The following is a 25,998-nucleotide window of genomic DNA, read 5'->3' on the forward strand; positions in this document are numbered from 1 at the left end:
TTTTTCTGCCACATGCGAGGTAAAAACAGAAAGAACAAACGAGTGCCGGTTACTTTTTATTCTGCATAGCAGGGATTTATATAGTATGTAAGCATCATTTTATGAAAGCGTTAATAAATGTAAAAAAAAAGGTATAGTCTTTGATTCATAGAATGTGTTATAATCTTATTGAAAATAATTATCATTATCTTCTAGGGAGGAAAATTATGAGCTTAGTTGATATTAAAATAGGTGAAATGGTATTAGTAAAAAATATACAATCATTAGATAAATTATTAAAACGTAGATTAGCTGCATTTGGTCTTTCTGAAGGAAGTGAACTTCGTTTAAAACAAAAAGCGATGTTTAAAGGACCATGTACATTAGAGTGTCGTGGACAATTAATTAGCATTCGTCATTGTGACGCGGAAATGATAAAGGTGGAATTGGCGTGAATAAGGTTGCGTTACTAGGGAACCCGAATACAGGAAAAACATCATTATTTAATGCGCTAACAGGTTCTTATGAATATGTAGGAAACTGGAGCGGGGTAACGGTAGAAAAGAAGGTTGGTAAGTTAAAGAATAAGCAAGGGACATTAATTGATTTACCAGGTGTATATGATTTAAATCCTCTTTCTCGAGATGAAGGTGTCGTTACAAACTTCCTATTAAAAGAAGAATTTCAACATATGCTGAATATTGTTGACTCTTCTCAATTTGAGCGCAACATGCATTTAACACTGCAATTATTAGAATTTGGTAAGCCAGTCTCTATCGGTTTAAATATGATCGATGTTGCGAAGCAGCGCGGAATCGTTATTGATGTAAAAAGATTATCAGAAATATTAGGAGTAACGGCTGTGCCTGTCGTTGCAAGAAGTGGAAAAGGCTGCGAAGAGTTACTTGCTACTCTTCATGAGAGTGAAAAGAAAGAGAAAAAGCCATTCATTCTTTCATATGGTGAACAAATAGATGCGGGAATTGCAGACATTATGGAGCTTCTCACTAAGGAAAACTATGAGTATCCAAGATGGCTAGCACTTCAATTTTTAAGCAATAACGAAGTAGTAGAGCAAGAGGTAAAACAATTACCAATCTATAAGGACCTAGTAGCAATTCGTTCTACTTTAGAAGCAGCAATTGATGGTACGCTAGAACAGCATATTTACAATACACGTGCAGCGTATATTGAAAAGTTAAAAACAAGTGTTATTCAGTATGAAAAAGAAGGGAAAATTCCATTCTCAGAAAAAATCGATAAGTTAATTACACATAAAATTTTAGGTCTTCCAATCTTTTTAGCTGTTATGTTTTTTATTTTTCAGGTTACGTTTACGTGGATTGGGACACCTTTATCGGATCTGTTTGATGCATTTATTGGTGGACAGTTTACGGATTGGGTGACAGCAAGCCTTACAAGTATTGGTGCATCTGATTTTATAAAGGCACTTATTACGGATGGGATTATTGCCGGTGTTGGTGCGGTATTAGTATTCGTTCCGCAAATTTTTGCATTGTTCTTCTTTATTTCGTTATTAGAAGACTCAGGGTATATGGCTCGAATTGCGGTTGTTATGGACCGTATTATGGAGTTCTTTGGATTAAACGGGAAGGCATTTATTCCAATGATTATCGGCTTTGGTTGTAATGTGCCAGGGATTATGGCAGCAAGAACGATTGAACAAGAGAAAGAAAGATTACTTACTGTGTTAGTAACACCATTTATGTCTTGTTCAGCACGTTTGCCTGTATATGCATTATTTGCAGGAGTCTTTTTCCCTCATAGTCAAGCGCTAGTTGTGTTCTCCTTATACATTGTAGGGATTGTGCTTGCGCTTTTAGTTACAAAAGTAATGTCTCTTACAGTTTTAAAAGAAGAAAAATCTATTTTTGTAATTGAGCTTCCGCCTTACCGTATACCGCAAGCGAAAACGTTATGGTTGAGTACGTGGGAAAAAGGAAAAGGCTTTGTTCGTAAAGCAGGTACATTTATCTTTGGTGGCTCTGTTATCATTTGGTTACTGAATTATGCTGGTCCATCTGGATTTAACGTTGATATGGGAGACAGTTTCTTAGCGGTGATTGGCGGTTTTATTGCGCCAATATTAGCACCACTTGGTTTTGGAACATGGCAAGCAGCAGCCTCACTTTTAACGGGGTTTTTAGCAAAAGAAGTTGTTGTTTCCACAATGGCAATTATTTATGCGGTGAAAGAAGATGCGTTAGGAAATATAATGGGGGCGCACTATACTGCGTTATCAGCGTATGCATTTATGTTCTTCATTTTATTATACGTTCCATGTTTAGCGACAGTAGCTGTCATTCGCCGTGAAACAGGTTCTGTAAAATGGACAATTTTCTCTGTTGTTTATCCGCTTATTATTGCGTATGTATTAACACTCGTTATATATCAAGTTGGATCCTTACTCGGATTCTAGAAGGAGATGTATCATAATGATAGTCAATATTGTAATTGGAGCTGTCATTTTTGGATATGCAGGATATACGTTAATTAATTTTGTAAAGAGAAGTAAAAAAGGTAAATGTGCAGCATGTGCCTTAAGTAAATCGTGTCAGTCAAATACTTGTAGTCCTAATATGGAGCAAGTCGTGAATAAATAGAAAAAAGCTTTGCGAAATTCGCAAAGCTTTTTTGTTTTAATCTCGGCTTCTGATTTTATTTTATAAGAATAATGTTCTTCAAACTATCGAGTTCGCTTACAGTAACATTACAATGATGTAATTTAGTGAAAAGAGTTAAAAATTTGATAAAAGAGAGAGGATTTAGAGGAAATCGAAAGTAAGTATATAGTATGGATAGATGTTATGCTGGGAATGTCAGATTATCGCTTGTATATTTAAAAAACAAGATGTAAGAGTGTTTTATTTTTGATATAATGTACACATAGGTTTTAGAAATGAATATTCTTACTGTAAAGGAAATTTTTTGAGATTCCCAGTTACTGAATTTGAAATATGAAGCAGTTTATAGGAGGAATTTAAATGTCTGTATTTAAGCGATTAAGAGATTTAACGATGTCAAATGTGTATGCATTAATTGAAAAAGCGGAAGATCCAGTTAAGATGACGGATCAATATTTACGTGATATGCAAGAGGATGTACAAGAAGCGGAGAAAAGCGTAGCAGCTCAAATCGCCCTTGAGAAGAAATTCAAATTATTGTTTGAAGAGCAAGAAGCACTTGTAAAGAAACGTGAAGAACAAGCGCATATGGCAGTTCAAGCAAATAACATTGACCTTGCTCGCCGTGCACTAGAAGAGAAACAAAGTGCAGAGCAAAAGATGAATGAGTATAAAGCAAGCTATGAGCAAAATAAAGCTGCCGCTGATAACCTTCGTGCAAAACTAGAAGAAATGCGTAAGCAATTAACAGAATTACGTAATAAACGTGAAACACTTGTAGCGCGTGTAAATGCAGCGAAAGCACAAAAGAATATTAATCAGGCAATGTCTGGATTTGATGCAAATACAGCGAAAGCTGGCCTGAGCCGTATGGAAGAAAAAGCACTTCAATTAGAAGCTGAAGCAGAGGCAAGCGGCGAAATCTACAAAAAAGAAAAATCATTAGATGACGAATTTGCAAGCTTAAATAAAAATTCAGCTGTGGATGATGAATTAGCCCGTATTATGAAGCAGTATGAGAAATAATATAGAATAGACAAAGGAACCGACATGTCTGGAAACCAATCATGTCGGTTTTCTATTATCTTTTAGAGGAGGTTACATAATGACATGGATGAATGTGTTAGCCATGCTTGTATGGACAGGAGCAAGTGCTGTTCTTTTATTTGTACTTATGTGGATTGATTCTATTTTTACAAAATACAACGATTTATCAGAAATTAAAAAAGGAAATATGGCTGTGACAACGCGCTTTACTATGAAGTTATTTGCGCAAGGTTATATTTTGTCACAATCGATTACGAAATCAAATGACTTATGGCAGGCACTCCTTGCGTCGGCTGTTTCATTCGTTATTTTATTAGTTGTCCAAATGTTTGTTGAACTGGTTTTGAAAAAAGCAGTTGGATTAGATTTAGAAGAGGGAACGAAGGAAGGACATGTCGCACATGCTTTGCTAGCTGGCTCGTTACATATTGTCGGAGCCTTCATTTTAGCAGCTTGTCTATAACGAAAAAAGGAGGGATAGACTATGAGTTTATTCAAACGTATTAAAAATATAATGAAAAGCCCAGAGCCTGTTAAACCAGAGAAGAGCCTATTAACGTTAGCACCTGGGGATATGATCGAAGTTTCATTAGTGATGTATGAATTGATCGGAAAAACAAGTATGCACTCTCGTAATGAAATAGTTTTAACATTACGAGATGGGAAAACAATTCGCTACTTAAAAATCGAAAACCGTGAAAGCACTTACTATAAGCTGTATACACCAATTGATGGGCGATTGGATTCTATAAATGAGATTCCAACAACGATTGAAATGGATAATATAGAGTACCATATGGAGGAACAATATAACGGACGTGTTGTTGTGACGGGAAAAACACCGTTTGCTGTTTCGGATGAGCAATACGTGTGGGAATTTCAATCAGATAATCGAAAATTACTTCGTATCGAATGGCAAGATGGACGCACAATGATGTATGAGGGAGAAACAATTCTTTCTGCGGATGTACAAATTATAAGGGCAACATAAGGAGGCGATAATCATGTCAAACCGATTGTTTACCATGATTAAATCGCTCGGTATCGCTATTTTTGTTATCGTTGGGATACTTCTAGTTGCTGGTTATATATTATTGGGAGGGGGAAATGAACAGTCTATTCAAGACCGCTACCCATTAGAATCTGTTGCAAAAGATGGTAAGCAAGAATCATATGTGTATAGGGCCACCAATCGGTCAGTTCCAGATGTTGCGAAGGAACTGATTGATGAGAAAGAGCCAAAGCAATCGTCTAAAAAAGATGAAAACCAGATGTTCCTTGTCTATCCTGATAAACTATATAATATTCAAAAGGATAAGGAGAAGCCATCTGATACATTAATTGAAATAAGTAATAATGAGTATGTTCGCCAAAATTATCAGCCATCCTTTTTAGAAGGATATATTATGGCGAGTATATTAAACGATATATTTGATTCACGAAAATCATATCATGGTGATTATCGTGGATATAACGACAGACAAAATCATAAATCGGTTACCCCAGAACGACCACCTACAAAAGAAGAAAAGAAAACACCGCCGCCTATTACAAAACAAGGTAAAGGATCTATTATTAAAAGAAGCGATAAGGTTGATCCAAACACATCTGTAGGTGATACAGGGAAAATCACAGAAAAAGGAAGTAAACCGGTTCCACCATCTACGGAAAATAAAGGGAAAATCATTAAATCACCGGGTGGTTCCAGCGGTTCTGATGTACAGCCAAAATCATCAATTAAAACACCGCCAAAGAATACATCTCCCCCTAAAACAAGTGTTGGTGGTTCAGGGAAAGTTACGAAGAGAAAGTAAAAGAAAGCCCAAGGAGCAGAGTAGATGCTTCTTGGGTTTTTTTGTCCTTAGGTAATAAACAATTACATTTGGTACTTCGAAACTTACAGCATCAACATCATTCATAACACCTTTGTATTCGGATAAACCACCACTTAAAGAATGATCTGTTAATGTTAATTTATAACCTTCAAATTTTTTATCACTAGCTATTTTATATTTCCGTTAAAAAAATTTTTAAAAATCAGTACGTTTATAAATTCTCACCGTTAAGAAGTAAGAACCGATAAATATAAGTATGGTAACGATTGAAGTAAGTATAATTAGTTGATTAATAGTAAATTGTGTAGTGACGCTATATACAAGGTCAGTAATATTTACAGATGCCTCAATTGTTCTCCATAAAACAACAAATACAGGAAAAATAATACTGACAGCAACCATCAAATATTTATTGGTGAAGCGATAGAAAAATGGTAAATAGATGGATGTAAATAACATAACGATAAGAACACTAACCACGATTGCCTGTGGATTGGCAATTTCAACTCCATAAGTTGGAGATGCAAATTGAATTACCGCTTGAATCAACAAAGAAAATACAACTACCATAAGTGTAAATAACATTGTACCGATATATTTTGACATAATAATAGTTTTTCTACTATACGGCAAGCTGTTGATAAACTTGTGACTATTATTCTTTTCGTCATAATAATGTAGATTCATCATATAGGAACAAGCTACCAAGACGACTATTAATCCAAAGCTTCCAAAAGTCCCAATAAAAACGCATGTGATAAAGATATAGAGTAACATAATTAATTTTTGCAATCGAAAGTCCTTTAATATTAAATTATACATATTGAACATTCCCCTTTTTTGTATAGTACATAATATCTTCTAATGTCGCTTCTTCAATTAGTACATCATTCCCTAATTGTGTACGTAAACGGCTGGCGTTACTTGTGAGTGCTTCAAATCCCACGTTTGTTTCACGAATTCCAATTAATTGTTTCCGGATTTCTGATGTGAGTAAGACTGTATCCCCTTTTACAATTGCATATTCTTCAGAAATACTATGTATATCTTTTTCAAACACAATCTCTCCATTATGAATAAATACAATATAATCAGCAATACGATCTAAATCAGTTGTAATATGTGTGGAGAAAAAGACTGTTTTATCTTGATCGACCATTAAATCATAAAGGATGTCTAAAAGTTCTCTTCGAAATACAGGATCGAGTCCAGATGTCGGTTCATCCATAATAATAAATTCGGCATGGTGTGAAAGTGCAAACGCTAGGGAAGTCTTCATTTTCATCCCTTTAGACATCTTTTTCATTTTTATGTTAGTTGGTAACTCAAAGTGCTGTATGTAGAATTTGAACTGATTTTCATCCCATTTTTTATAAGCTGGAGCAATGAATTTTTTCAGTTGATGAATTGTCATATCTTCATAAAAGATATTGTCATCGTATACGAATCCAATACGCTCTTTAATAGAAACTTGATCCTTTTGATGATCCTTACCAAAAACTTTGATATCCCCACTATCCTTGCTAATAAGATCCATAATTAGTTTAATTGTTGTACTTTTTCCTGCGCCATTTGCACCAATGAATCCCGTTACAAACCCCTTTTTAATGTTGAACGATACATTTTTTAAAGAAAATCCTTTATATGTTTTTGAAATATTTTTCAGTTCTACAATGTTTTCCATTTCTACTCCTCCTCATAAATACGATTAATAATCTGTATTAACTCATCCCTTAATAAATGACTAGCTTTACTTTCCCGAACGACTACACTAAATTTTTCACGTATTGGATCACTTGATTCATCCACTTGTTGTCTTTTGTTTTGTTTTGCAACAAATGAGCCCTTCCCTACTATAGAGTAGATATAACCTGCTTTTTCAAGTTCTTCGTACGCCCTTTTTGAAGTAATAACACTTACCTTCAAGTCTCTTGCTAATGAACGCATGGAAGGTAATGCATCATTTTCTTTCAATGTCCCATTTGATACTTGTAATATAATTTGGTCAATGATTTGCTGATAAATGGGTGATTTAGAACTATTAGATAGTAAGATTTTCATGTTTTAACTCCTTATTAGCTTCTATACGCATTATACACAATGTGTACAATATATACAATATACACACTTAAAGTGATTTGAATTTTTTATATTTGGGCATCATGCTATTCTTATTTTTAGTTTTAGATTAGCCTAACATAATATGTTTTTTAAATTGTGAGATACAGTTCTTTGTAGCAAATAACAAGTCTGGTTATTATCATAAAGATAACTTAGTTAATTAGAAGAAAACTGTTGTTTTCTAAAAAATAATATATGAAGGGGTTTACAATTTCTTATCTTAGCTATTGTTTTATGGAATACCGTATACATATCACGTGCAGTAGATGCTTTACGTGCAAAAGGAGAAAACATTCCAGAGGATTTCAATTAGTTGGGAACATATTACATTGACAGGCGATTATGTGTGGAACTTAAACCAAAAAACAAATTTCAATAATTTAAGACCATTACGAGATAAAATGCTCTAAAAAAGGAGTAAAATAAATAATCGGTTCCTTAGCGTACAGGAACCGGGTAAATTGTGTCTAAACGTACAATTTTCTTTTTTGATATGGTGACCACATGCGAAGTAAAAACAGAAAGAGCAAACGACATGTTCCATAAGTATGTGGAAAGTGGGAAAGAGCATAAGAGATTATGTGAATAGTAATTTAGTGAGATTCACGTACTTTTACAATTTTTTTACCTATAAACAGGAATTGTCCCCCTATAGCCAAAAGCAATATACCGGCTATTATATAAGGTAAAGTGATAGGGTCTATTCCTTTTTCTAAAAATATTCCATTTGTCATTGTCCCAATGGAACCTGAAAAATAATTAATAGAGCTAAGTAAAGCAATTGAAATAGTAGCATGATCTGGACTCATCTCTAAGAGTGTTTTTTGCTGAGTAGCTAGTGCCGCCCATCCTGTACTGCCCCAAAGAATTAAACAGATGGCTAACAATAACGCAGTTTCATGGAAAACTCCCATACATATAAATGAGAAAAACATGATTCCCATTAAGTACAGTAATATGGTCTTTGGTTTCTTATAGAAATCTATTATAAATCCAATTATAAAACTTCCAGCAATTCCACCGATTCCCCACATCCAAATAAACATGATAGATTTTTGGAATCCATATGCAATAATGATGGAATCTAAGTATGTATACAAGCCTAAGCTACAAAAGCTTACTATCATTGTAATAAACATGACAAGAGAGATTTTTTTGTTTTTGAACATACTTAGCCGCTCTTTTAATGTTGGCAAAGGGCTAGATTCTATCATAGGAAACTTAGCGAAGAGAGCAAATATTCCGATTGCCCCAATTACGACGATAAACCACATCGCTATGCGCCATTCATAAATGGAAGCAATATATATACCAAATGGAACGCCAATTACGGTTCCAGCACTCATTCCAAGCAAAACGGTGCTGAGTGCTCTTCCTCGTCGTTTCTCAGAAACGAATGTAACAGCAGCAGCTGACGCCAATGGTGAGTATAGACCAGCACCTATACCGGCTAAGCCTCTAGAAATTAATAAAATCATAAAATGATGAGTCATAGCAGTTAGGAAGTTAGAGAATGTGAAAAGGAATAATGCCGCTAGTAATGTATGTTTCGTATTTGTCCTTCTCATACATGCAGCAAACAAAGGTGCCGCAATGGCATAACAGATTGTGAAGATGCTTACGGTTTGACCAGCAGTCCCAATCGAAACATGAAAATCATCAGCGATTTGAGGTAAGATTCCTGCCATTATATAAGCATCTACTCCTAGTGCGAACATCCCAAATGTTAATAAAAATATTTTATTCAATGTGAATCCTCCTTTTGATGAATTGTTCTCTTTTTATCGTAACGGGTATAATGAAATTAATGAAATTCATATTTTACATGAGAGGTATGAGTAAAATTCATGACGATAGCTAGATATGAAATTTTTCAAAAGGTAGTAGAGTTAGGTAATTTTACAAGAGCGGCAGAACAATTGAATATGACGCAATCAGCTGTTAGTCATGCGATTGCTAGTTTAGAAAAAGAGTTGGGATATCCTTTGTTGCATCGGAATAAGCAATCTGAAATTAGAAAAACGGAGTTTGCAAATCGTATTTTCCCTCATATTCAAAATGTATTGAAGAGTGAAGCGGCTATTAAACAAGAAGTATCTATGCAGAATAATCGATTGGAAGGTACATTGAAAATTGGGGCATTTACAAGTGCAGCAGCACAAATATTACCACCCATGTTATTAGAACTTAAACAGAGTTACTCGGGTATTAAAGTTTTATTGTTTGAGGGGACATACAAAGAAGTAGTGGAATGGATTGATAACGGTACAGTTGATATAGGATTTGTTTTAGAAGCAAATATAAATAAACAAATAAGCTCAATCCCAGTTAGCAAAGATGAAATCGTATTAGGATTACCGAAAAATCATCCGTTGACGAATCAAAAAATGGTGGATGTTCAGCAAATCGATGGAATGGACTTTATCATGCCGAAAGGTCCGTATCAGCCGTTAGTAATAAAAAATTTAGCTGATTACCAAGTACGTCCGAATATTATATTAGAAGTATTGAATTGCGAAACGATTGTTAATATGGTTTCGCAAAATATTGGGATTACAATGGGACCAGAGTTATTTTTTAAATCACATAAGAATATTGAAATGAAAAAATTAAAGCAGAAACAATATCGGCACATTCATTTAGCGTTTAAAGAACGTTCGCCGATAATTGATGCTTTTTTAACATGTAATCAATTGTCGATTTAGTCCTAGGATTGTATAAGAAAAGGATTGACCTCTTATCGAATTGTATATACATCGATTAAAACCCCTCTTGTTAGGTAGGAGAGAGCATCTGGCCATGCATAGAAGCGGTCAGTTCCTTTTTCTGCCACATGCGAAGTGAAAACAGAAAGAGCAAACGAGTGCAGGTTACCTTTTATTCTGCATAGCAGGGATTTAGATGTCGAAAAATTAAAATGGATTTATATAGAACCGACGAATCATCCTTTGGTAATTGAACAAAGGGAGGGAATTACCTTACCAAGGGTTAAGGAAATGAAAGAAATTGTGATTCTACAGAGCTAGAAAGAAAGTGGCTGACCCTAAAGTATTATTTTAGGGTCAGCCACTTTCTTTTTTGTTTATTTAAATTAACTAATAAAAAAACTAATACCTGTTAAAATTACAGCGAACCCTAAAATAACGCCTACTACTTTAATATGACGCTTACGCCCCATAACAACAATCGCAATATACTCTCGAATCATCGCATTTGGCCAATAATAGAAAGCGGTTTTTGAACCAATTCCTTGGCTATTGAGGCCAGCTTGTTTTGCATATAAGCCAGCGCGGAACAGGTGAAAATTGTTTGTTGTAAAGATGCTCTTGTATTTGTCTTTTAATGAATCCATAATTTGTTTTGAGAAGAGCATGTTCTGATATGTGTTTACAGAACGATTTTCTTGTATTGTATGTTCGATAGGAATCCCTTTTTCAACAGCATACATTTGCATCGCTTCCGCTTCAGGAAGATTTTCATCTGGGCCTTGTCCACCGGAGAAAATGATTGTAGGCGGAGAAGTAACAGCCGCTTGTTTCCAATAAAAGTCGATTGCTTTATTAATTCTACTCGCTAAAAGTGGTGGCACTTTATCATTAATTAATCCACTGCCAAGAACGATAATGAAGTCTTGATTGCGCCCTGGTCTATTGAATTGATATAGAAAATAAGCTGTTAAGAAAGTTGATAAGTGGAAAAAGAAATAGACCATAATCAAAAAGACTCCTGTAAAAATCGGCCGGAAATGAGGAGATAAAAATCGTAATGGATTAAAGAGTAAGAATACGATATGGAGTAAAATACCTAGTCCAGCAATCAAAGTTAAACAGTTAGAAAGACGTCGCCCTTCTTTTCTCATCAAAGTTCTTGCATTAAGAAACAGTCCGATCATTAAAGCGAATATACCAAAGGTTAACATAAAGAAAATGATTAAAAATGGTATAATGGCAATAATTCTAAATATCGTATAATTTGAGCTGAAACCTAAATAAAGGGAAAGAATAAGAAATGAGCAAAAGAATAGGTTAAATAAAAATCCGACTATTAAACTTCGAGGATCTTTTAAATAAAAGAACAGAAAAATAGCAAGTAAAATAAGTGTAATGATTTCGAAAAACATAACTTCTGTAAGCACCTCAATTTGTATATGATTTTTACTAGTTTAATAAGTTCTGTTTCATTATATATGATATTTTTTAATATTGATAAAAAATGTATATAAAAACAAAAAAAGTAAAATTTAGAACTTTCTCAACGAAAAATATAGATAAATATGGTAAAATATATTCGAAGCGATATTATTAAAAGTAAAATGGTTTGGGACACTCTGTGGAGTGTCTTTTTTTGTTTTTCGTTTCGACATCATATGACAAAATTAATATATATAATTTGTTATTATGTAAGAAAAAATGAATGACCACTTGTAAATAGAAGGGGACTTAGCAATGAATTTCAAAAAAATAATTATGACAGGTGCAATTGTCGCGACAACAACATTCATTTCTCTTGGAAATGTACAAGCAGAAATCAACCAATTCAAGGATGTTCCAAATCACCATTGGGCGTATAAAGCGATTATGGATTTAGCAAATAAAAACATTGTTGCTGGATATGGAAATGGAATCTTTGGTTTAGGAGACGATGTTACTCGTGAGCAAGTTGCAGCTCTTATGTTCCGTCATTTTAAACCAGCTTTAAAAGAGGATTATAACAATCCTTATACAGATATTAATGATCATTCAACTATGTTTAAAAAAGAAATTTTGGCTTTAACGGAAATGGGAATTTTCGCGGGAGACGATACAGGTGCTTTTAGACCGAAAGATTCTTTAACTCGTGAAGAAATGGCGCAAATTTTAACAAGAGCATTTCAACTAGAAGCAAAATCAGAAAACACTTTTCCAGATGTAGACAGAAAATCATGGGCAAATACTGCAATTAGTGCAGTACAGTCTAATTATATTACTGCTGGAACAGGAAATGGTATGTTTTCACCTAAGATGCATGTAAGCCGTGAACAATATGTTCAGTTCTTATATAATGCAACGTTACCTTTGGAAGAAAGACCAGGAGCTACACCAGAAACGAAGCCTGAGGTTAAGCCAGAAAAAAAATATTTTGCTAACTGTAAAGAGGCAAATGCTGCTGGATATTATGATATTACACCAGATAGCCCGGCTTACGGTTCTCATTTAGATAAAGATGGTGACGGAATAGCTTGTGAGCGAAATAAAGGACGTAACAAGTAAGGAAAGGCACTCATTTGAGTGCTTTTTCTTTTTTTACGAAACAGGCTATTTTTTTAGGCACTCTTCATAAACTGAAAATAACATAATGAAAGTGAGTGATACGATGCCTGCAGTTATTGAGGGGATAATTATTGAAAACTGTAATGGAATGGCTAATCTAGGGGATAAGTACAATGTACATCCGATATCGGCAGCGAAAACATATGCCGGTTCTGGAGCAGGTAATACAGGATTTACTGTGAATGCCTTTAATGGGATTAGTACGGCTGATGTAAGTGACAACGATGGGAATGATCAAGGAATCCAGTTTTCGTTATAAGCTCAATATGTAAAATTGCATAGAATTTGCGTATATGTTATATGATACAATCTTGATGAAAGCTGCTAGTAATTCTTCTTTGTCACAGATGTTAAATTGGAAACTTAACATCTTATCGAAAAACATACGTGTAAGCAAAAAAAGACACTCGTTTAGGAGTGTCTTTTTTCATTCTAGTGATACCCTTTAGCAGAGTCTTTATGAATTTTATCTTTAAAGATTGTGTAGCTCCATAGTTGATATCCAATAACGATTGGTACCATGACCATTGCCACAAAGAACATAATTTTTAAGTTTAATTCACTACCTGCTGCTTGGTATAACGTTGTACTATAAGCGTCGTTAATACGTGATGGCAGCATTCTTGGGAACATGCCTGCAAATCCAGTTGCCATAAACAGAGCAATTGTTAAGCAGACAGATGTGAATGCGAAACCGATTTTATGTTTGTATACCATAACGATTGTTACAACACTCATCAACATTGCAAGTGCAGGAATGATAAATAGTACTGGATATTCCGTAAAGTTTTGGAATAAGTTTGTACGGTTTGCAGTTGCCACATAGAAGATAGCTAAAATAATAGCAGCTACCATAGAAAATGGTTTTGCAATTTTATAAGCACGATCGGATACTTCACCAGTCGTTTTAATCATAACCCAAAGTGCACCGGATACGACGAAGATTGCTGTGAAGAAGAGACCGCCTAAAATACCGTAATGATTTAATAAGCTAAGTAATGTTCCTTCATAACCATCTTTTCCGATTTGCAGTCCATAGTATAGGTTTGCAAATGTAACACCGAATAAGAATGCGATCAGGAAACTACCGATTGAAAATGCCCATTTACAAACACTTTGCCAAATTGGTGAATCGTCCTTATGCATAAATTCAAGCCCAGCTGCACGAGCGAAAAGAGCAAGTAATACTAAAAATAAAGGTGTATATAAGTAGCTAAACATATTTGCATATGTGATTGGGAAGGCAGCGAATGTTGCACCGCCCGCTGTAATTAACCATACTTCGTTACCGCCCCAGAACGGGCCGATTGCTTCTTGCATTTGATTTCGCTCTTTTCGGTCTTTCGTAACGAACGGGAAAATCATTCCGTTACCAAGTGCATAACCGTCGAGAATAAAGTAAACTGTCCAAATCACGCCCCATAAACCAAACCAAATGACTGCAAGCGTATCATGAGACATGAGATGCACCTCCCTTAGTAGATTCTTCTAATGCTGCTGGTCCTTTCTTAGCAAATTTCAGCATCAGGTATACATCGGCAATTAAAAGCAATGTATAGAACAATACTAAACTAAGTAATGAGAACCAAATTTGCGGTACAGAAATTGGTGAAACTGATTCTGCTGTTCGCATCAGTTTGTATACTGTCCAAGGCTGACGACCAGCTTCTGCAACAATCCAACCTGCATTAATTGCTACATATGGAAGTAATACAGACCACATTGTAATTTTTAAGAAACGTTTTGAGTTTTCTAGTTTTCCTTTTCGGCTTAAATAGAAACCAAACCATGTAAGTGCCATAAAGAATGTGCCCAGTGCAACCATTAAACGGAAGCTGTAGTAAACTAGATTTACGTTTGGACGTTCGTCCTTTGGAATATCTTTTAAACCGACGATTTTTCCATCAAATGAATTTGTATAGAAGAAGCTACCGAGTTTTGGAATTGTTAATGCTTCGAAGTTCTTCTCGTTTTTCACATCAGGGAATTGAATAATGGAGAACCCTTTTCCTTCCCCAGTTTCCCAAACAGCTTCCATTGCTGCACCTTTTGCAGGTTGCATTTTCGCTGCGAAAGCACCGGATTCGTGACCGATGAAAGGTGTTGCTGTTGCTGCGAATAAACCAAGTATTAAACCAAACTTAAATGATTTTTTGAAGAATTCTACATCGTTTTTGCGTAATAAATGGTAAGCACTAATTGCCATAACGAAGAATGAACCAACGATATAACAAGCAACAACAGTATGGAAGAACATATGCCATGCGTATGGATTTGTAATTAGTGCCCAAAAGTCATTTAATTCAGCGCGGCCATTGCGAACTACGTAGCCAACTGGGTTTTGCATGAAACCGTTCGCTGTAATAATCCAAAGAGCGGAAATGTTTGTTCCAAGTGCAACCATCCACATACAAAAAGCACGGAACTTTGGTGAGATTTTATCTTTACCGAATAACCAAATTCCCATGAAAGTAGATTCTAAGAAGAAAGCAACAAGTGCTTCTATTGCGAGTGGTGATCCGAAGATATCCCCCATATATTTTGAGTACTCTGACCAGTTTGTCCCAAATTGGAACTCCATTGTAATACCGGTTATGATACCCATTACGAAGTTTATCGTAAATAGCTTACCCCAGAAATTCGCCATTTTTCGATAAGTTGGATTTAATGTACGTGCATATTGTGTTTCCATACACGCCACTAAAATAACAAGTCCGATTGTCAAAGGTACAAATAAAAAGTGATAAAAAACAGTAATTGCAAATTGAAAACGACTCAGTAACAGAACGTCGGACATAATAAAGTTTCACTCCTTTTTAACATTATCTACATTTAGTTTATAGTGGAAACGTGAGAAAAGTATGGGAGAGTTGTTACAGAGCTGTGTGTATATTATGAAAGAATTATGTCGGTTGTCTGAAAAATATAAAATTACGATAAAGTAATATACTTTTGGTATTTTTTAGAGTTTGATACACTGAATGTGTAACCTAAATGAGAGAAAAGAGGTTTTTTACTATGAAGTCATTAGAGGAGATTTTGCAGTACAATGAAAAATTCGTTGAAGAGAAGAAATATGAGGAGTATGAAGCAGGGAAATTTCCAAACAAAAAAATGGTTATTATTTCCTGTATGGATACTCGCCTTGTTGAATTACTGCCAAAGGCAATGAATATGCGTAATGGCGATGTAAAAATTATTAAAGTAGCAGGCGCTGTTATTTCGCATCCGTTTGGTAGTATTATGCGTAGTATTTTAGTTGCTGTATATGAACTTGGTGCAGATGAAGTATGCGTTGTTGGTCATCATGACTGCGGTATGGCAAAAATAGAGGCGAGCAGTACAATTGAAAAAATGAAAGAGCGCGGTGTAACGGAAGAGAAATTAGATACACTTCGCTATTCTGGAATCGATTTAGAAAGATTTTTACAAGGATTCTCTAGCGTTGAAGAAAGTGTAGAGCACAGCGTTTCAATACTTCGTAACCATCCGTTACTTCCAGCAGAAGTACCTGTTCATGGTCTTGTTATTCATCCTGATACAGGAAAATTAGATCTAGTTGTGAATGGCTACGAAGCTTAATGCTTATGCTCTTTTTCCTTTTTCTCCGGGACGGGATCGAATCCTCCTGGATGAAAAGGATGACATTTTAATATGCGTTTTAATGTGAGCCAAAATCCTTTGAAAGCACCGTGCTTTTGGAATGCTTCTAATCCATAATGCGAGCATGTTGGATGGAAGCGACATGTAGGTGGCGTCATCGGGGAAATAAACTTTTGATAAAAGCGTATGATGCCAATAAAAATCTGTTTCATAACGGTCTCCTTCTCAGCATATTCTTCTATTATTATAGCACGACCGCACATAATACTTTACTAATGTGAAATTCCGTTATATCATATTGGATATAACGGAATTAAAATTAAAGCGGGAGAGATGTTTTATGCCATCAGTAGAGAGCTTTGAATTAGATCATACGATTGTAAAGGCACCTTATGTAAGACATTGTGGTGTTCATAAAGTAGGTAGTGACGGTATTGTTAATAAATTCGATATTCGCTTTTGCCAACCAAACAAACAAGCAATGAAACCAGATGTTATTCATACGTTAGAACATTTATTAGCATTTAATTTACGTAAATATATTGATCGTTATCCGCATTTTGATATTATCGATATTTCACCAATGGGTTGTCAAACAGGGTATTACCTTGTTGTAAGTGGAACACCAACAGTTCGTGAAGTAATTGATTTATTAGAGCTTACATTAAAAGATGCGGTTCAAATTATAGAAATTCCAGCTGCAAACGAAACGCAGTGCGGTCAAGCGAAGCTTCATGATTTAGAAGGAGCGAAACGCTTGATGAACTTCTGGTTAAGCCAGAATAAAGATGATCTTGAAAAAGTATTTGGATAAAAGATGAGGAAGCTGCCTGTGAAAGGGCAGCTTTTTTAGTCCTTGTTTGTACATGTCATATGGTATCGAAGCGTCAATAGTGGAAGGGAAAGTGTTATAATTAGAATAATTTTACAATTAAATGTAGGAGGGTCTACTTATGCAAAAGACAATTATTCTAATTGGTCCTATTTGTTCAGGAAAAACAAGTGTTGCAGAAATTATTTCAAATCAGTTACATATTCCTCAATGTTCAATTGATGAGGTGCGTTTTGAGTATTATAAAGAAATTGGTTTTAGTCAGGAAAGGCAAAAGGAGATTCGAGAGCAAAAGGGATTTAAAGGAGTCTATCAATACTGGAAGCCTTTTGAAGCACATTCTGTTCAAAGGGTACTAGAAGATTATCCAAATCATGTAATTGATTTTGGCGGAGGGCATTCTGTTTACGAGGACGATAATTTATTAAAGAAAGTACAATTTACATTAAATCTACATAAAAATGTTTTCTTGTTACTTCCAAGTGCTAATGTTGATGAGTCAGTGAAGACTTTAAATGAACGATTACACACAATAACCGATAATAAAGATGTATTTAAAATAAATGAACATTTCATTACGCACAAATCAAATAAACTATTGGCAAAGCATGTCATTTATACAAATGGAAAGTCCGTGAAGGAAGTTGCGGACGAGGTTATTCAGCTTGTTGATTAAGAGGTGGGAAATGAGTACTATACATATCAAGAGCAAAAGAACGAAAAGGAAAGTAGCTGTCGTATTGCTTTCTATTTAGCAACAATATTCGATATCATAATGAAAAACATAAGAGCAGAAATACCAAAATACGGAATGCTCATTGACTTTCGTCCTGCTTTTATTTCATTAATCCCAGTAAGGATAAATGTACAGCTTAAACCAAGTTGTATGTAAGGAGAGAGTGCGAAGTTATTGGTAGACAGAGAATAGATACAAAGGGCGAGAGTGAGAAGAACGAAGAAAATACGTAATATAGCTAACATTGTATTCCTCCTTTTTATTTGCTATGTAAGAAGTGTCCTTTTCTTTATTTTACATAATTTTGTAATTGTTGAAAACAATAGAAAGTAAAAGGGTGAAAGAAGGGCGTTATATGGATAATAAGAAAACTTACTATATATCAGTAGGAAACGGTCAAATTTCGCAGGTGAAAACGGCGGATACATATAACTTTGAGATCCACGCGAATGATGAGGAAATTATTCAGCTTCGGGAGTATTTTGATCAAGCATACCGTGAAGATCTCGGCTCTTTTGTGCGTTCTCACGTTCCGTTTGTTGAGTATCATCATGATTCTAATAATGACCGTTACGATGAACAACTGCAGAAAGCATATAAGATGATTTATGATTTAGGAAATCATGAAACGAAAGAATTAGTCGCGCAAATGGGAATAATCAATGGATTATAGTTGGATAACATTAGGCAGAAAAGCGAGAATATGCTACAATTTGTGGTAGGAAAAACTTGTAACCATCAATAGGGGAGTAATGGCATGTACAAATTTAAAGATTATTACCACAATACTGTACAATTATCGTTTGAACGTTATCCATTTTCTCCTGAGCCAAAGCATGTTTGGGTTGTATGCCGGTACGGGGATCAATGGTTATTAACGCATCATTTGCGCCGCGGACTTGAATTTCCAGGTGGTAAAGTAGAAATTGGGGAAACACCGGAAGAAGCGGCAGTTCGAGAGGTTCATGAAGAAACTGGCGGGATTGTTTCTAATTTAACTTACTTAGGACAATATAAAGTATCTGGAAAAGACAAAATAATCATTAAAAACATTTATTTCGCAACAATTAGTGCAGTTGAAGAACATACACACTATGAGGAAACGAAAGGGTCTGTTTTATTAGAAGAGATTCCAGATAACATTAAAAACGATAGGAAATTTAGCTTTATTATGCGCGATGATGTATTAGCGCGTACGATGAAACATATAGAAGAAATCGGCTGTTTTACGAAATAAAGTGGCCGATTTCTTTTTGTTTAGCGATGTAAAAGAAAAGATGCCTATATAGGAATCGTTAGAGTACAGATCCCGTATAGGCAGTCGTGATAGGAAAATTAAAGTAATTGAATATCTCTTCTTCCTAATTGGTAATGGATTTAATTAGTGCTTTAAAATAGGGAAACAATTCTTTTGGAACATCTTTAAGCCAATTTTTATTAAAAAATATAAAGTTGTAAAAACAGCTCATCGGTTACCATGGAAGAATTTCATATTATACGTCATGATCCTCTAAGCGTTTTTTTCGTAAATAGTAAACAAAAGAAAAAGGGATGAGAAAACAAACAAAAATGACGCTTCCTGCGAGTAAGGCTTCACTGTTACTACTGTGATCTGGGCCGAACTTTGCCAGAAGTGCAAAAACAGTGCCAACCAATGCAGAAAGGATGACAATTCGGTAATAGGGACCAGGCTTTTTCTGGTGATGTGCATTATCATACACATCAACGTTAATTTTGAGATTCAGCCAAGTAAAAACAACAACAGTAAGCATAAGTACTTCCCATAATGGATTATTTCTAGCTTCCATAATCCCTTTTGTTATCACCTCATAAAGTAAAATGGCAAATATCCCTATCGTTTGAACAATAAAGGCAATCCGAATGTTTTTCAAATTTTGCATTTGCAATCGTTCATCTTTAATCTTTTTCATGTATCTGCTCCTCCTTGCCAATCCAAAATATTTCATCCAACGTCTTATTCACTACATAACAAATCTCTAAGCACAATTTTAGCGTGGGGTTATATGTGCCTTTTTCAATCAAGCTAATGGTTTGCCGAGTGACACCTACTCTTTCGGCTAATTGTTGTTGTGTTAAGTCTACTTGAACACGAGCTATCTTTACGTTATTTCTCACCTATATGATCTCTCCTTAACTCCATTGTAACATATAAATTACATAGTTCCATATATAAATTGCATATTGGATGTCAATTTTCTAAGGAATTGCTATGTGAATTTCTGTTTTATTTATTACGCATGAAGATTTATCTTGCTATTCGCGGGCAATAATACTCCCACTTCAAAATTCAGTGAAAGTATGGAGGGAGATGACTTCATACGTATTAGCGCAGAATAGGATCCGGTAACAGGAGAAAAAGTAGGCTGGAGCGACCGTTTATGGGGCGTCGGAATGATGGCACTCACATTTACCGGACATTAAAACTTATAGCCAAAGGTTCAAAAGTGGCAAAATTTAGTGAGAAAGCAATAGCTACCTTTCAGTCGATGAAACATGTCGTAAATCCAAAAGTCATTGGCGGAATGATACAAGGAACCTATAACGCAATTGATCGATTTCCAACGAGTGTGATGCATTACATGAATCTTATCATGCGAAGTTATAAATGTTTTTATTGTTCAAAACAACTTTTGGATATTTTTCTAAATTAAGGTGTAAGTATATCTTTACATTTTTTGGAGAGCCATATACAATTCGATGTAAAGATATCTTTACTTTTATAGGGGGAAGAATATGACACAATCAAAAGAAACGATCGTCTCCATTTCAATGGTAAAGTTAAATATTTATTTATTAATTTTAACGATTGCAATAATGTTTGGAGTTGGTTTTTTGCATGTGTTTCTTTTTAAAGAGCTTAACTTAACCATTACGTTACCTATAATGATTCTTTTAATTGTTGCAATGATTGTTCTTATTTGTATTCATGAAGCACTACATTTAATCGGATTTCGTTACATTGGAGGAGTGCCGTGGAGTGAATTAGCGTGGGGCATAAATTTAAAATTAGGTGTTGCTTACGCCCATTCTAAAAAGCCAATCACAGTGAAGCATATGAAAAAGGCATTGATGCTTCCGTTTATACCAACTGGAATTTTACCAATTTTAATCGGAGTCGCAATGAATGTTCCATCACTGTCATTTCTCGGTGTGTTATTAACGGCGGGTTGTATAGGAGACTTAGTCTTATATCAAAAACTATTAAAATTCCCGGATGATGCGATGGTTATTGATCACCCAAGTAAACCGCAATTCACGGTGTATGAATGAAGAGAGGACATATCTTATGAATATGTCCTCTTTTTCTAAATAAAAAACCTTCCTAGAAATAAGTATCGCATATTTTTAAGAAAATGCTTATTATATCTTTGTAGAATAGAATGGCGGAGGTTGTTATGGGGAAGCGGTATGGAAAGTTAGCATGTTTTATTATGGCGATTAGTTTGATAGCGGGATGCAGTAAAGAGGTAGAAGTCGCCGAAAGGAAAGACGTATGTGAAACAGAAGAAGAATGTACGAGAATCGGGGATAAGATGATTCAAAAGGTGCATAAAAAGATGAAAAGTCTGTCTCAGCTTGAGGAACCAGAGGGAAATGTAGAGGGGCCAGAAGAAAGCACTGAAGGGAATTCTGCAAAGGCAGACAGTATAGAGGAAGCTGAAAAAAAGAAAAATGATGTGGAAAACTATTTCTTTTTAGCGTCCTATTATATTAATGATGAAGATATTATAGATCCTTATTTTGAAAAACTAGATAAGAAGCGTTTAAATAAAGTGTTCGCTGATGATCAAGAAGCAAAGAAAGAAATCATTAAGCAGCATGAGGATATAGATTATCACAAAACCTTATGGGACATTTATCGTACGTTAATGCCATCTAAGTACCGAAAGAATATAACAGAGTTTGATATTGTGACAGATGGATATGATGGAATTGTTGCTCATGTGACTCCTAATATGGATAGTCCAAAAGATTGGGTGTTAAGTTTAGATACGCTTGATTCAAGTGTGAATATAGATGAAGTGATAAAGACGTTAATTCATGAGACGGCTCACGTATTGACGCTTAGTGATAAACAAATTCCAGTCGATAAAAAGTATTTACAGGCATTTGAAGAGGAGAGAGATATTTCATCTTATCAAAATAAATGTAAAACTCTTTTCTTACAAGAAGGGTGCGCGAAGGCAGATTCATATATTAATCAATTTTATGATTCTTTTTGGAAAGTAATTGAGCAGGAATGGAAAGAAAAACAAATTGAAACAAATGAAGATGCACAAATACAATTTTTTGAAGAGAAGCACGATCAATTTGTTTCTGAGTACGGAACAACGAATGTAGCAGAAGATATTGCAGATACATTTACAGCATTCATTTTACAAGATTCAAAGAAAGTGAAAGAAGGAACAGAACTGAAGTATAAAAAAATTGCTTTCTTCTATCAATTTCCTGAGCTTGTAAAAATGAGAGCAGAAGTATTATCTGGATTATATGAGATTTCAAAGAAAGTAAAAGAATAGTAATTTGAAAAGGAAGCTGACCCCGGCATGCTGTTTGGAGTCAGCTTTTTTTTCGTTTTCCTATCATTAGTTTCTCAAATCCTTCCACAAATACATACATAAGAGTGGCAAGGACACATGTCAGTAGCACACTCAGCAGTACGAGCGTAAAGTTAAAGACTTGAAATCCGTAGCTAATTAAATAACCAAGCCCTTGTTTAGAGACGAGGAGTTCTCCGAAAATAACTCCAACCCAGGATAATCCAACGTTTACCTTTAGTGTTGAAATAATTGCTGGGAAGGAAGATGGTAAAATAACTTGCCTATAGCACTGCCATTTATTTGCACCAAACGTATCCATTACTTTTAAATAGTTAGAATCAACTTCTTGAAAGGCACTGTAAATAACGAGAATGGTAATGATAATGGAGATAATTACACCCATTGCGATAGAAGATGAAATGTTTGGACCAAAAATAACGATAATAATTGGGCCAAGTGCTACTTTTGGCATGGCATTTAAGACAACAAGGTATGGGTCTAATACGCGAGCTAAGAGAGGTATCCACCAAAGAATGGTCGCGATGATTGTTCCAAGGACTGTGCCGAGGATAAAGCCGCCTCCTGTTTCAAGCAGTGTCGTCCAGATGTGAATCCAAAGAGATCCGTCTCCCCATTTACTTAGAAACAATCCCCAAATGCTAGAAGGAGAGCTAAAGAGTAAAGGATCAATCCATTCTTGCTTACTAGAGATTTCCCATAATGCAAAGAAGAGAATAAGAAGCAGCAATTGTAAGAGCCGAGCAATCCATGTGCGCTGTCGTTCTTTTTTTCGAAACTGTGCGTGTAATTGTTTTATATTATCCAAGGCGTTCCAGCTCCTTCCATATGTCTTGAAAAAGGGCTGGAAAGTCAGGATGATGCCGTGCTGCTAATGGAGATAAGGAGCGAATACTTTCTGGGACGATAAAAGTCTTCGCAATTTTTCCAGGGTTAGCTTGAAGCAAGTAAATCCGATCACTCATCGCAATGGCCTCTTCCATATCATGTGTAACGAGTAGCGATGTTTTCTTATACGTTTGTAATAATGAGAAGACGAGCTCTTCTAATTTTAATTTCGTTTGATAATCAAGTGCTGAAAATGGTTCATCCAGCAAAAGGATTTTCGGATTTGTTGCGAGTGTTCGAACGAGTGCAGCACGCTGGCGCATACCACCAGAGAGTTCACGTGGGGATTGTTTTTCCACCCCTTGTAAACCAACTTGTTTTAAAAGTTGTAATGTATATTCTTTCGTTTCTTCTCTGTACATTTTTGTAATGTGCAGTCCCAGCATGATATTTTCTTCAATTGTTTTCCAAGGAAACAAGTAATCTTGCTGGAGCATATACCCCATGGAAGAAGTCGATTTTTTCACTGGCTCATCTTCTAAAAAGACGATGCCTTCAATTGGTTTTAACAGTCCAGCGATAATAGAAAGAAGTGTTGTTTTTCCGCAACCACTGGGGCCAAGAAAGGAAACGAATTCACCTTCTTCTATGTGTAAGTTCATATCCTTTAAAACGAGCCGAGCATCGTCCTTTGCAAAAAAGCAGTGGGAAACGTTACGTATTTGTAGGAAACTCATTGTATTCGCCTCTATTTCTTGATAACGCTTTCGGCAATTTTTGTATTAACGAGTGCATCGTGTGGAACTTCTTTTTGTAATTCTCCAGCCTCTTTCATAATTGTTTGCAATTGTTTCCATTCTTCCTCATCTAATAATGGATTTGTTGCATAAGAATGCTGTTTTTTGTAGCGATCAATTACTTTTACCGTAATATCTTTTGAAGTGTCTTTAAAAAGCGGGGTAACAGCGTCGGCAATTTCTTCTGGGCTATGTGTATCGACCCATTGCTGTGATTTATATAAGGCACGTGTAAATTTTTCAGCCGCAGCTTTATCTTTCTTCAAAAAGCTTTCTTTTGCCATAAATGTTGTGTAAGGAACAGTTCCTGATTGAACCCCAAAAGAAGCAACGATATAACCTTTTCCTTCTTTTTCAAAGATGCTCGCTGTTGGTTCAAAGAGCTGAACAAACTCTCCTGTGCCGGATGCAAAGGCATTGGCAATATTCACAAACTCGATGTTTTGAATTAAATTTGTATCCTTATGAGGATCAATTCCATTTTTCTTCAAAACGTATTCTCCAACCATTTGCGGCATACCACCTTTACGCTGACCAAGGAAAGTAACGCCTTTGACATCGTTCCAATTAAAAGAGTCTAATTTTTTACGTGAAACTAAAAAGGTACCATCCGTTTGTGTAAGCTGTGCAAAATTAATAACCGGATCTTTTGCTCCTTGCTGGTGAACATAAATGGATGTTTCAGAACCGACGAGTGCAATATCGATTCCGCCAGATAACAGTGCAGTCATCGTTTTATCACCACCAGCTGTCGTTTGTAAGTCAATGTCTAGACCTTCATCTTTAAAAAATCCTTTCTCAATCCCAACATATAACGGTGCGTAAAAGAGGGAATGTGTTACTTCACCAATGTGAATTTTTTGTGTTTGCTGCTTTGTGTTCTCTTTTTTACTACAAGCGACAAACGTAAAAACAGTAAGTACAAGTATACAGAAAACAGCTATGAATTTTTTCAATACAAGACACCTCCTAGAAATCAATCTACTGACATAATATGTAGGTAAGTGCCTAGATGTGAGTGGACATAGAAGGAATTTTTTGGATCATAAAGAAGTACAAATATAAGGGGTGATAAAAATGAAGTATGAATATGATGACATGCATTTACATCTCGATTATTTCGGAGATGAGTACGATGTGGAATCGATTGCGTATAAAAGAAAACAAGAAGATGTATGGGATGTCTTTTTCAATTTTGCTTTTTATGGGATTACGCCAACTGGGGTGCAGGAAGATGAATGGATGGATGACTATTCCGGGTATCGTGTTTTTTCTGTACATGCTAATGATTTAAGCTGGGAATTTGGCAGTGCTAAGTTTGAAGAATGGCTTTTGAAGCACCGTATATTAGAAAAGACAATGCAGAAATAGGGAGGCGTTTCGTGGGCGATTTTCTGATTTTGTTACTTATATTTGTAATAGGCTGTATGATATTACAGTCCCTTTCTTATCGTTTTGCAAAGAAGAATATCCATAAATATAAGGAAATGAAACTTATGCATATTTGGTTGGATATGCATGTAAAGAAAGGCCCTAAATTAGATTTTGGTGATTATACATTCATCGTGATTGTATGCATCATATGGAAAATTTGGCTTCTTCCTCTCATTCAATAGTGGATAGCAGTAAAAAAGTTTAAGTTATCCAAACTACTTTTAACTAGTTATTATATACATCAATTAAAAA

34 protein-coding genes and 1 pseudogene are annotated in these 25,998 nt (G+C 35.3%); 21 read left to right on the forward strand and 14 right to left on the reverse strand.

The genetic code is table 11. The features are described from left to right. The first annotated feature begins 206 nt into the window (after positions 1-206). From COO03_RS18315 to COO03_RS18345, 7 genes are all read left to right on the forward strand, one after another. Positions 207-434: a FeoA family protein gene (locus COO03_RS18315; protein WP_097898527.1), complete on the forward strand. Its 228-nt coding sequence runs from the start codon at positions 207-209 to the stop codon at positions 432-434. Continuing rightward, the gene (feoB, locus tag COO03_RS18320) at positions 431-2,419 is read left to right on the forward strand and encodes a ferrous iron transport protein B (protein WP_097898528.1); all 1,989 of its coding nucleotides are present in this window, start codon (positions 431-433) and stop codon (positions 2,417-2,419) included. The genes COO03_RS18315 and feoB overlap by 4 nt, the downstream gene beginning before the upstream one ends. A 16-nt stretch (positions 2,420-2,435) precedes the next feature. Next, positions 2,436-2,603 carry a FeoB-associated Cys-rich membrane protein gene (locus COO03_RS18325; protein WP_097898529.1) on the forward strand — a complete coding sequence of 56 codons (168 nt, stop codon included), beginning with the start codon at positions 2,436-2,438 and terminating at the stop codon, positions 2,601-2,603. A gap of 381 nt (positions 2,604-2,984) precedes the next feature. Further along, entirely contained in the window at positions 2,985-3,650 is a 666-nt protein-coding gene (locus COO03_RS18330; RefSeq protein ID WP_097898530.1) for a PspA/IM30 family protein, read from the forward strand. A gap of 79 nt (positions 3,651-3,729) precedes the next feature. Beyond that, the gene (locus tag COO03_RS18335; RefSeq protein ID WP_097898531.1) at positions 3,730-4,134 is read left to right on the forward strand and encodes a DUF350 domain-containing protein; all 405 of its coding nucleotides are present in this window, start codon (positions 3,730-3,732) and stop codon (positions 4,132-4,134) included. Between the two features lie 21 nt (positions 4,135-4,155). After that, on the forward strand, positions 4,156-4,662 hold the full coding sequence (locus COO03_RS18340) for a DUF4178 domain-containing protein (protein WP_097898532.1): 507 nt from the start codon (positions 4,156-4,158) through the stop codon (positions 4,660-4,662). Between the two features lie 13 nt (positions 4,663-4,675). After that, positions 4,676-5,485 (forward strand): DUF4247 domain-containing protein, encoded by an 810-nt coding sequence (locus COO03_RS18345; RefSeq protein ID WP_097898533.1) that lies wholly within the window; start codon positions 4,676-4,678, stop codon positions 5,483-5,485. Positions 5,486-5,701: 216 nt separating this feature from the next. Here COO03_RS18345 and COO03_RS18350 read toward each other — a convergent pair whose 3' ends face one another. From COO03_RS18350 to COO03_RS18360, 3 genes are read right to left on the reverse strand one after another with little or no spacing between them, the layout of a single operon-like run. After that, positions 5,702-6,337 (reverse strand): ABC-2 transporter permease, encoded by a 636-nt coding sequence (locus tag COO03_RS18350; protein ID WP_306620552.1) that lies wholly within the window; start codon positions 6,335-6,337, stop codon positions 5,702-5,704. Beyond that, a complete protein-coding gene (locus COO03_RS18355) occupies positions 6,321-7,190 on the reverse strand; it encodes an ABC transporter ATP-binding protein (RefSeq protein WP_097898535.1) in 870 nt (289 codons plus the stop codon). The genes COO03_RS18350 and COO03_RS18355 overlap by 17 nt, the downstream gene beginning before the upstream one ends. A 2-nt stretch (positions 7,191-7,192) precedes the next feature. Then, positions 7,193-7,567 (reverse strand): GntR family transcriptional regulator, encoded by a 375-nt coding sequence (locus tag COO03_RS18360; RefSeq protein ID WP_097898536.1) that lies wholly within the window; start codon positions 7,565-7,567, stop codon positions 7,193-7,195. Between the two features lie 262 nt (positions 7,568-7,829). On the opposite strand from COO03_RS18360, the pseudogene COO03_RS18365 reads away from it, so the two are divergent. Beyond that, positions 7,830-8,037 (forward strand): annotated as a pseudogene (locus COO03_RS18365) (Tn3 family transposase); the annotation flags it as partial. 183 nt (positions 8,038-8,220) lie between these two features. Here the strand turns inward: COO03_RS18365 and COO03_RS18370 are convergent. Next, a complete protein-coding gene (locus tag COO03_RS18370; RefSeq protein WP_097898537.1) occupies positions 8,221-9,375 on the reverse strand; it encodes an MFS transporter in 1,155 nt (384 codons plus the stop codon). Positions 9,376-9,474: 99 nt separating this feature from the next. Here COO03_RS18370 and COO03_RS18375 point away from each other — a divergent pair, with 99 nt between their 5' ends. Next, the gene (locus tag COO03_RS18375; RefSeq protein ID WP_097898538.1) at positions 9,475-10,332 is read left to right on the forward strand and encodes a LysR family transcriptional regulator; all 858 of its coding nucleotides are present in this window, start codon (positions 9,475-9,477) and stop codon (positions 10,330-10,332) included. A gap of 386 nt (positions 10,333-10,718) precedes the next feature. Here COO03_RS18375 and COO03_RS18380 read toward each other — a convergent pair whose 3' ends face one another. Beyond that, positions 10,719-11,747: a YdcF family protein gene (locus COO03_RS18380; protein ID WP_097898539.1), complete on the reverse strand. Its 1,029-nt coding sequence runs from the start codon at positions 11,745-11,747 to the stop codon at positions 10,719-10,721. Positions 11,748-12,072: 325 nt separating this feature from the next. Between COO03_RS18380 and COO03_RS18385 the strand changes: the two genes are divergently transcribed. Together COO03_RS18385 and COO03_RS18390 are read left to right on the forward strand one after the other, a co-directional pair. Then, positions 12,073-12,876, forward strand: a complete 804-nt coding sequence (locus COO03_RS18385) for an S-layer homology domain-containing protein (RefSeq protein ID WP_097898540.1) — start codon at positions 12,073-12,075, stop codon at positions 12,874-12,876. 85 nt (positions 12,877-12,961) lie between these two features. Continuing rightward, complete coding sequence (locus COO03_RS18390; protein WP_097898541.1) at positions 12,962-13,195, forward strand: spore germination protein; 234 nt, start codon at positions 12,962-12,964, stop codon at positions 13,193-13,195. A 173-nt stretch (positions 13,196-13,368) separates the two neighbouring features. Here the strand turns inward: COO03_RS18390 and cydB are convergent, their stop codons facing one another. Both cydB and COO03_RS18400 read right to left on the reverse strand, forming a co-directional pair. Beyond that, positions 13,369-14,397 (reverse strand): cytochrome d ubiquinol oxidase subunit II, encoded by a 1,029-nt coding sequence (gene cydB / locus COO03_RS18395; protein WP_097898542.1) that lies wholly within the window; start codon positions 14,395-14,397, stop codon positions 13,369-13,371. Continuing rightward, on the reverse strand, positions 14,387-15,733 hold the full coding sequence (locus COO03_RS18400) for a cytochrome ubiquinol oxidase subunit I (protein ID WP_097898543.1): 1,347 nt from the start codon (positions 15,731-15,733) through the stop codon (positions 14,387-14,389). Before COO03_RS18400 ends, cydB begins: the two co-directional genes overlap by 11 nt. Positions 15,734-15,954: 221 nt before the next feature. On the opposite strand from COO03_RS18400, the gene COO03_RS18405 reads away from it, so the two are divergent. Next, on the forward strand, positions 15,955-16,518 hold the full coding sequence (locus COO03_RS18405) for a beta-class carbonic anhydrase (RefSeq protein WP_097898544.1): 564 nt from the start codon (positions 15,955-15,957) through the stop codon (positions 16,516-16,518). On the opposite strand, the gene yidD is transcribed toward COO03_RS18405, so the two are convergent. Further along, on the reverse strand, positions 16,515-16,751 hold the full coding sequence (gene yidD, locus COO03_RS18410; RefSeq protein ID WP_205684579.1) for a membrane protein insertion efficiency factor YidD: 237 nt from the start codon (positions 16,749-16,751) through the stop codon (positions 16,515-16,517). The genes COO03_RS18405 and yidD overlap by 4 nt on opposite strands. A 128-nt stretch (positions 16,752-16,879) precedes the next feature. On the opposite strand from yidD, the gene luxS reads away from it, so the two are divergent. Beyond that, positions 16,880-17,353: an S-ribosylhomocysteine lyase LuxS gene (luxS, locus tag COO03_RS18415; RefSeq protein WP_097898546.1), complete on the forward strand. Its 474-nt coding sequence runs from the start codon at positions 16,880-16,882 to the stop codon at positions 17,351-17,353. A 139-nt stretch (positions 17,354-17,492) separates the two neighbouring features. After that, entirely contained in the window at positions 17,493-18,047 is a 555-nt protein-coding gene (locus COO03_RS18420) for a shikimate kinase (protein ID WP_097898547.1), read from the forward strand. 71 nt (positions 18,048-18,118) lie between these two features. Here COO03_RS18420 and COO03_RS18425 read toward each other — a convergent pair whose 3' ends face one another. Next, complete coding sequence (locus tag COO03_RS18425; RefSeq protein ID WP_097898548.1) at positions 18,119-18,352, reverse strand: hypothetical protein; 234 nt, start codon at positions 18,350-18,352, stop codon at positions 18,119-18,121. A 110-nt stretch (positions 18,353-18,462) separates the two neighbouring features. On the opposite strand from COO03_RS18425, the gene COO03_RS18430 reads away from it, so the two are divergent. Next, positions 18,463-18,780 (forward strand): hydrolase, encoded by a 318-nt coding sequence (locus tag COO03_RS18430; RefSeq protein ID WP_097898549.1) that lies wholly within the window; start codon positions 18,463-18,465, stop codon positions 18,778-18,780. Between the two features lie 84 nt (positions 18,781-18,864). Continuing rightward, positions 18,865-19,344: an antimutator 8-oxo-(dGTP/GTP)ase gene (gene mutTA, locus COO03_RS18435; RefSeq protein WP_097898550.1), complete on the forward strand. Its 480-nt coding sequence runs from the start codon at positions 18,865-18,867 to the stop codon at positions 19,342-19,344. Positions 19,345-19,600: 256 nt separating this feature from the next. Here the strand turns inward: mutTA and COO03_RS18440 are convergent, their stop codons facing one another. Beyond that, entirely contained in the window at positions 19,601-20,038 is a 438-nt protein-coding gene (locus COO03_RS18440; RefSeq protein WP_097898551.1) for a hypothetical protein, read from the reverse strand. Then, on the reverse strand, positions 20,025-20,243 hold the full coding sequence (locus COO03_RS18445; protein WP_097898552.1) for a helix-turn-helix transcriptional regulator: 219 nt from the start codon (positions 20,241-20,243) through the stop codon (positions 20,025-20,027). The genes COO03_RS18440 and COO03_RS18445 overlap by 14 nt, the downstream gene beginning before the upstream one ends. 263 nt (positions 20,244-20,506) lie before the next feature. Between COO03_RS18445 and COO03_RS18450 the strand changes: the two genes are divergently transcribed. The 3 genes from COO03_RS18450 to COO03_RS18460 all read left to right on the forward strand — a co-directional run bounded on the left by COO03_RS18450 (position 20,507) and on the right by COO03_RS18460 (position 22,648). After that, the gene (locus COO03_RS18450) at positions 20,507-20,779 is read left to right on the forward strand and encodes a hypothetical protein (protein WP_097898553.1); all 273 of its coding nucleotides are present in this window, start codon (positions 20,507-20,509) and stop codon (positions 20,777-20,779) included. Between the two features lie 82 nt (positions 20,780-20,861). Beyond that, entirely contained in the window at positions 20,862-21,398 is a 537-nt protein-coding gene (locus tag COO03_RS18455) for a DUF3267 domain-containing protein (protein ID WP_097898554.1), read from the forward strand. 125 nt (positions 21,399-21,523) lie between these two features. Beyond that, the gene (locus tag COO03_RS18460; protein ID WP_097898555.1) at positions 21,524-22,648 is read left to right on the forward strand and encodes a hypothetical protein; all 1,125 of its coding nucleotides are present in this window, start codon (positions 21,524-21,526) and stop codon (positions 22,646-22,648) included. 40 nt (positions 22,649-22,688) lie between these two features. Here the strand turns inward: COO03_RS18460 and COO03_RS18465 are convergent, their stop codons facing one another. Genes COO03_RS18465 through COO03_RS18475 form a run of 3 tightly spaced genes read right to left on the reverse strand, consistent with a single transcriptional unit; the run spans position 22,689 to position 25,268 of the window. After that, the gene (locus COO03_RS18465) at positions 22,689-23,495 is read right to left on the reverse strand and encodes an ABC transporter permease (protein ID WP_097898556.1); all 807 of its coding nucleotides are present in this window, start codon (positions 23,493-23,495) and stop codon (positions 22,689-22,691) included. Continuing rightward, positions 23,488-24,252 (reverse strand): ABC transporter ATP-binding protein, encoded by a 765-nt coding sequence (locus COO03_RS18470; protein WP_097898557.1) that lies wholly within the window; start codon positions 24,250-24,252, stop codon positions 23,488-23,490. The genes COO03_RS18465 and COO03_RS18470 overlap by 8 nt, the downstream gene beginning before the upstream one ends. A gap of 11 nt (positions 24,253-24,263) precedes the next feature. Next, positions 24,264-25,268, reverse strand: a complete 1,005-nt coding sequence (locus COO03_RS18475; RefSeq protein WP_097898558.1) for an ABC transporter substrate-binding protein — start codon at positions 25,266-25,268, stop codon at positions 24,264-24,266. 121 nt (positions 25,269-25,389) lie between these two features. On the opposite strand from COO03_RS18475, the gene COO03_RS18480 reads away from it, so the two are divergent. Then, positions 25,390-25,683 carry a DUF3986 family protein gene (locus tag COO03_RS18480; protein ID WP_097898559.1) on the forward strand — a complete coding sequence of 98 codons (294 nt, stop codon included), beginning with the start codon at positions 25,390-25,392 and terminating at the stop codon, positions 25,681-25,683. A gap of 11 nt (positions 25,684-25,694) precedes the next feature. Next, entirely contained in the window at positions 25,695-25,928 is a 234-nt protein-coding gene (locus COO03_RS27760) for a hypothetical protein (protein WP_097898560.1), read from the forward strand. The last annotated feature ends 70 nt before the right edge of the window (positions 25,929-25,998 follow it).

Origin of the sequence: Bacillus sp. AFS098217, from assembly GCF_002551815.1 — a bacterium.
Classification (GTDB): Bacteria; Bacillota; Bacilli; order Bacillales; family Bacillaceae_G; genus Bacillus_A.

What these genes read in the sequence shown, in the direction of transcription:
- COO03_RS18350 (WP_306620552.1), bottom strand. Translation starts at nt 6,337, where the DNA reads ATGTTCAATATGTATAATTTAATATTAAAGGACTTTCGATTGCAAAAA.
- COO03_RS18390 (WP_097898541.1), top strand. Translation starts at nt 12,962, where the DNA reads ATGAAAGTGAGTGATACGATGCCTGCAGTTATTGAGGGGATAATTATT.
- COO03_RS18315 (WP_097898527.1), top strand. Translation starts at nt 207, where the DNA reads ATGAGCTTAGTTGATATTAAAATAGGTGAAATGGTATTAGTAAAAAAT.
- mutTA (WP_097898550.1), top strand. Translation starts at nt 18,865, where the DNA reads ATGTACAAATTTAAAGATTATTACCACAATACTGTACAATTATCGTTT.
- COO03_RS18450 (WP_097898553.1), top strand. Translation starts at nt 20,507, where the DNA reads ATGGGGCGTCGGAATGATGGCACTCACATTTACCGGACATTAAAACTT.
- COO03_RS18325 (WP_097898529.1), top strand. Translation starts at nt 2,436, where the DNA reads ATGATAGTCAATATTGTAATTGGAGCTGTCATTTTTGGATATGCAGGA.
- COO03_RS18430 (WP_097898549.1), top strand. Translation starts at nt 18,463, where the DNA reads ATGGATAATAAGAAAACTTACTATATATCAGTAGGAAACGGTCAAATT.
- COO03_RS18480 (WP_097898559.1), top strand. Translation starts at nt 25,390, where the DNA reads ATGAAGTATGAATATGATGACATGCATTTACATCTCGATTATTTCGGA.
- luxS (WP_097898546.1), top strand. Translation starts at nt 16,880, where the DNA reads ATGCCATCAGTAGAGAGCTTTGAATTAGATCATACGATTGTAAAGGCA.
- COO03_RS18340 (WP_097898532.1), top strand. Translation starts at nt 4,156, where the DNA reads ATGAGTTTATTCAAACGTATTAAAAATATAATGAAAAGCCCAGAGCCT.
- COO03_RS18345 (WP_097898533.1), top strand. Translation starts at nt 4,676, where the DNA reads ATGTCAAACCGATTGTTTACCATGATTAAATCGCTCGGTATCGCTATT.
- COO03_RS18375 (WP_097898538.1), top strand. Translation starts at nt 9,475, where the DNA reads ATGACGATAGCTAGATATGAAATTTTTCAAAAGGTAGTAGAGTTAGGT.
- COO03_RS18400 (WP_097898543.1), bottom strand. Translation starts at nt 15,733, where the DNA reads ATGTCCGACGTTCTGTTACTGAGTCGTTTTCAATTTGCAATTACTGTT.
- COO03_RS18455 (WP_097898554.1), top strand. Translation starts at nt 20,862, where the DNA reads ATGACACAATCAAAAGAAACGATCGTCTCCATTTCAATGGTAAAGTTA.
- cydB (WP_097898542.1), bottom strand. Translation starts at nt 14,397, where the DNA reads ATGTCTCATGATACGCTTGCAGTCATTTGGTTTGGTTTATGGGGCGTG.
- COO03_RS18335 (WP_097898531.1), top strand. Translation starts at nt 3,730, where the DNA reads ATGACATGGATGAATGTGTTAGCCATGCTTGTATGGACAGGAGCAAGT.
- COO03_RS18330 (WP_097898530.1), top strand. Translation starts at nt 2,985, where the DNA reads ATGTCTGTATTTAAGCGATTAAGAGATTTAACGATGTCAAATGTGTAT.
- COO03_RS18440 (WP_097898551.1), bottom strand. Translation starts at nt 20,038, where the DNA reads ATGAAAAAGATTAAAGATGAACGATTGCAAATGCAAAATTTGAAAAAC.
- COO03_RS18380 (WP_097898539.1), bottom strand. Translation starts at nt 11,747, where the DNA reads ATGTTTTTCGAAATCATTACACTTATTTTACTTGCTATTTTTCTGTTC.
- yidD (WP_205684579.1), bottom strand. Translation starts at nt 16,751, where the DNA reads ATGAAACAGATTTTTATTGGCATCATACGCTTTTATCAAAAGTTTATT.
- COO03_RS18470 (WP_097898557.1), bottom strand. Translation starts at nt 24,252, where the DNA reads ATGAGTTTCCTACAAATACGTAACGTTTCCCACTGCTTTTTTGCAAAG.
- COO03_RS18360 (WP_097898536.1), bottom strand. Translation starts at nt 7,567, where the DNA reads ATGAAAATCTTACTATCTAATAGTTCTAAATCACCCATTTATCAGCAA.
- COO03_RS18425 (WP_097898548.1), bottom strand. Translation starts at nt 18,352, where the DNA reads ATGTTAGCTATATTACGTATTTTCTTCGTTCTTCTCACTCTCGCCCTT.
- COO03_RS18355 (WP_097898535.1), bottom strand. Translation starts at nt 7,190, where the DNA reads ATGGAAAACATTGTAGAACTGAAAAATATTTCAAAAACATATAAAGGA.
- COO03_RS18405 (WP_097898544.1), top strand. Translation starts at nt 15,955, where the DNA reads ATGAAGTCATTAGAGGAGATTTTGCAGTACAATGAAAAATTCGTTGAA.
- COO03_RS18420 (WP_097898547.1), top strand. Translation starts at nt 17,493, where the DNA reads ATGCAAAAGACAATTATTCTAATTGGTCCTATTTGTTCAGGAAAAACA.
- COO03_RS18460 (WP_097898555.1), top strand. Translation starts at nt 21,524, where the DNA reads ATGGGGAAGCGGTATGGAAAGTTAGCATGTTTTATTATGGCGATTAGT.
- COO03_RS18385 (WP_097898540.1), top strand. Translation starts at nt 12,073, where the DNA reads ATGAATTTCAAAAAAATAATTATGACAGGTGCAATTGTCGCGACAACA.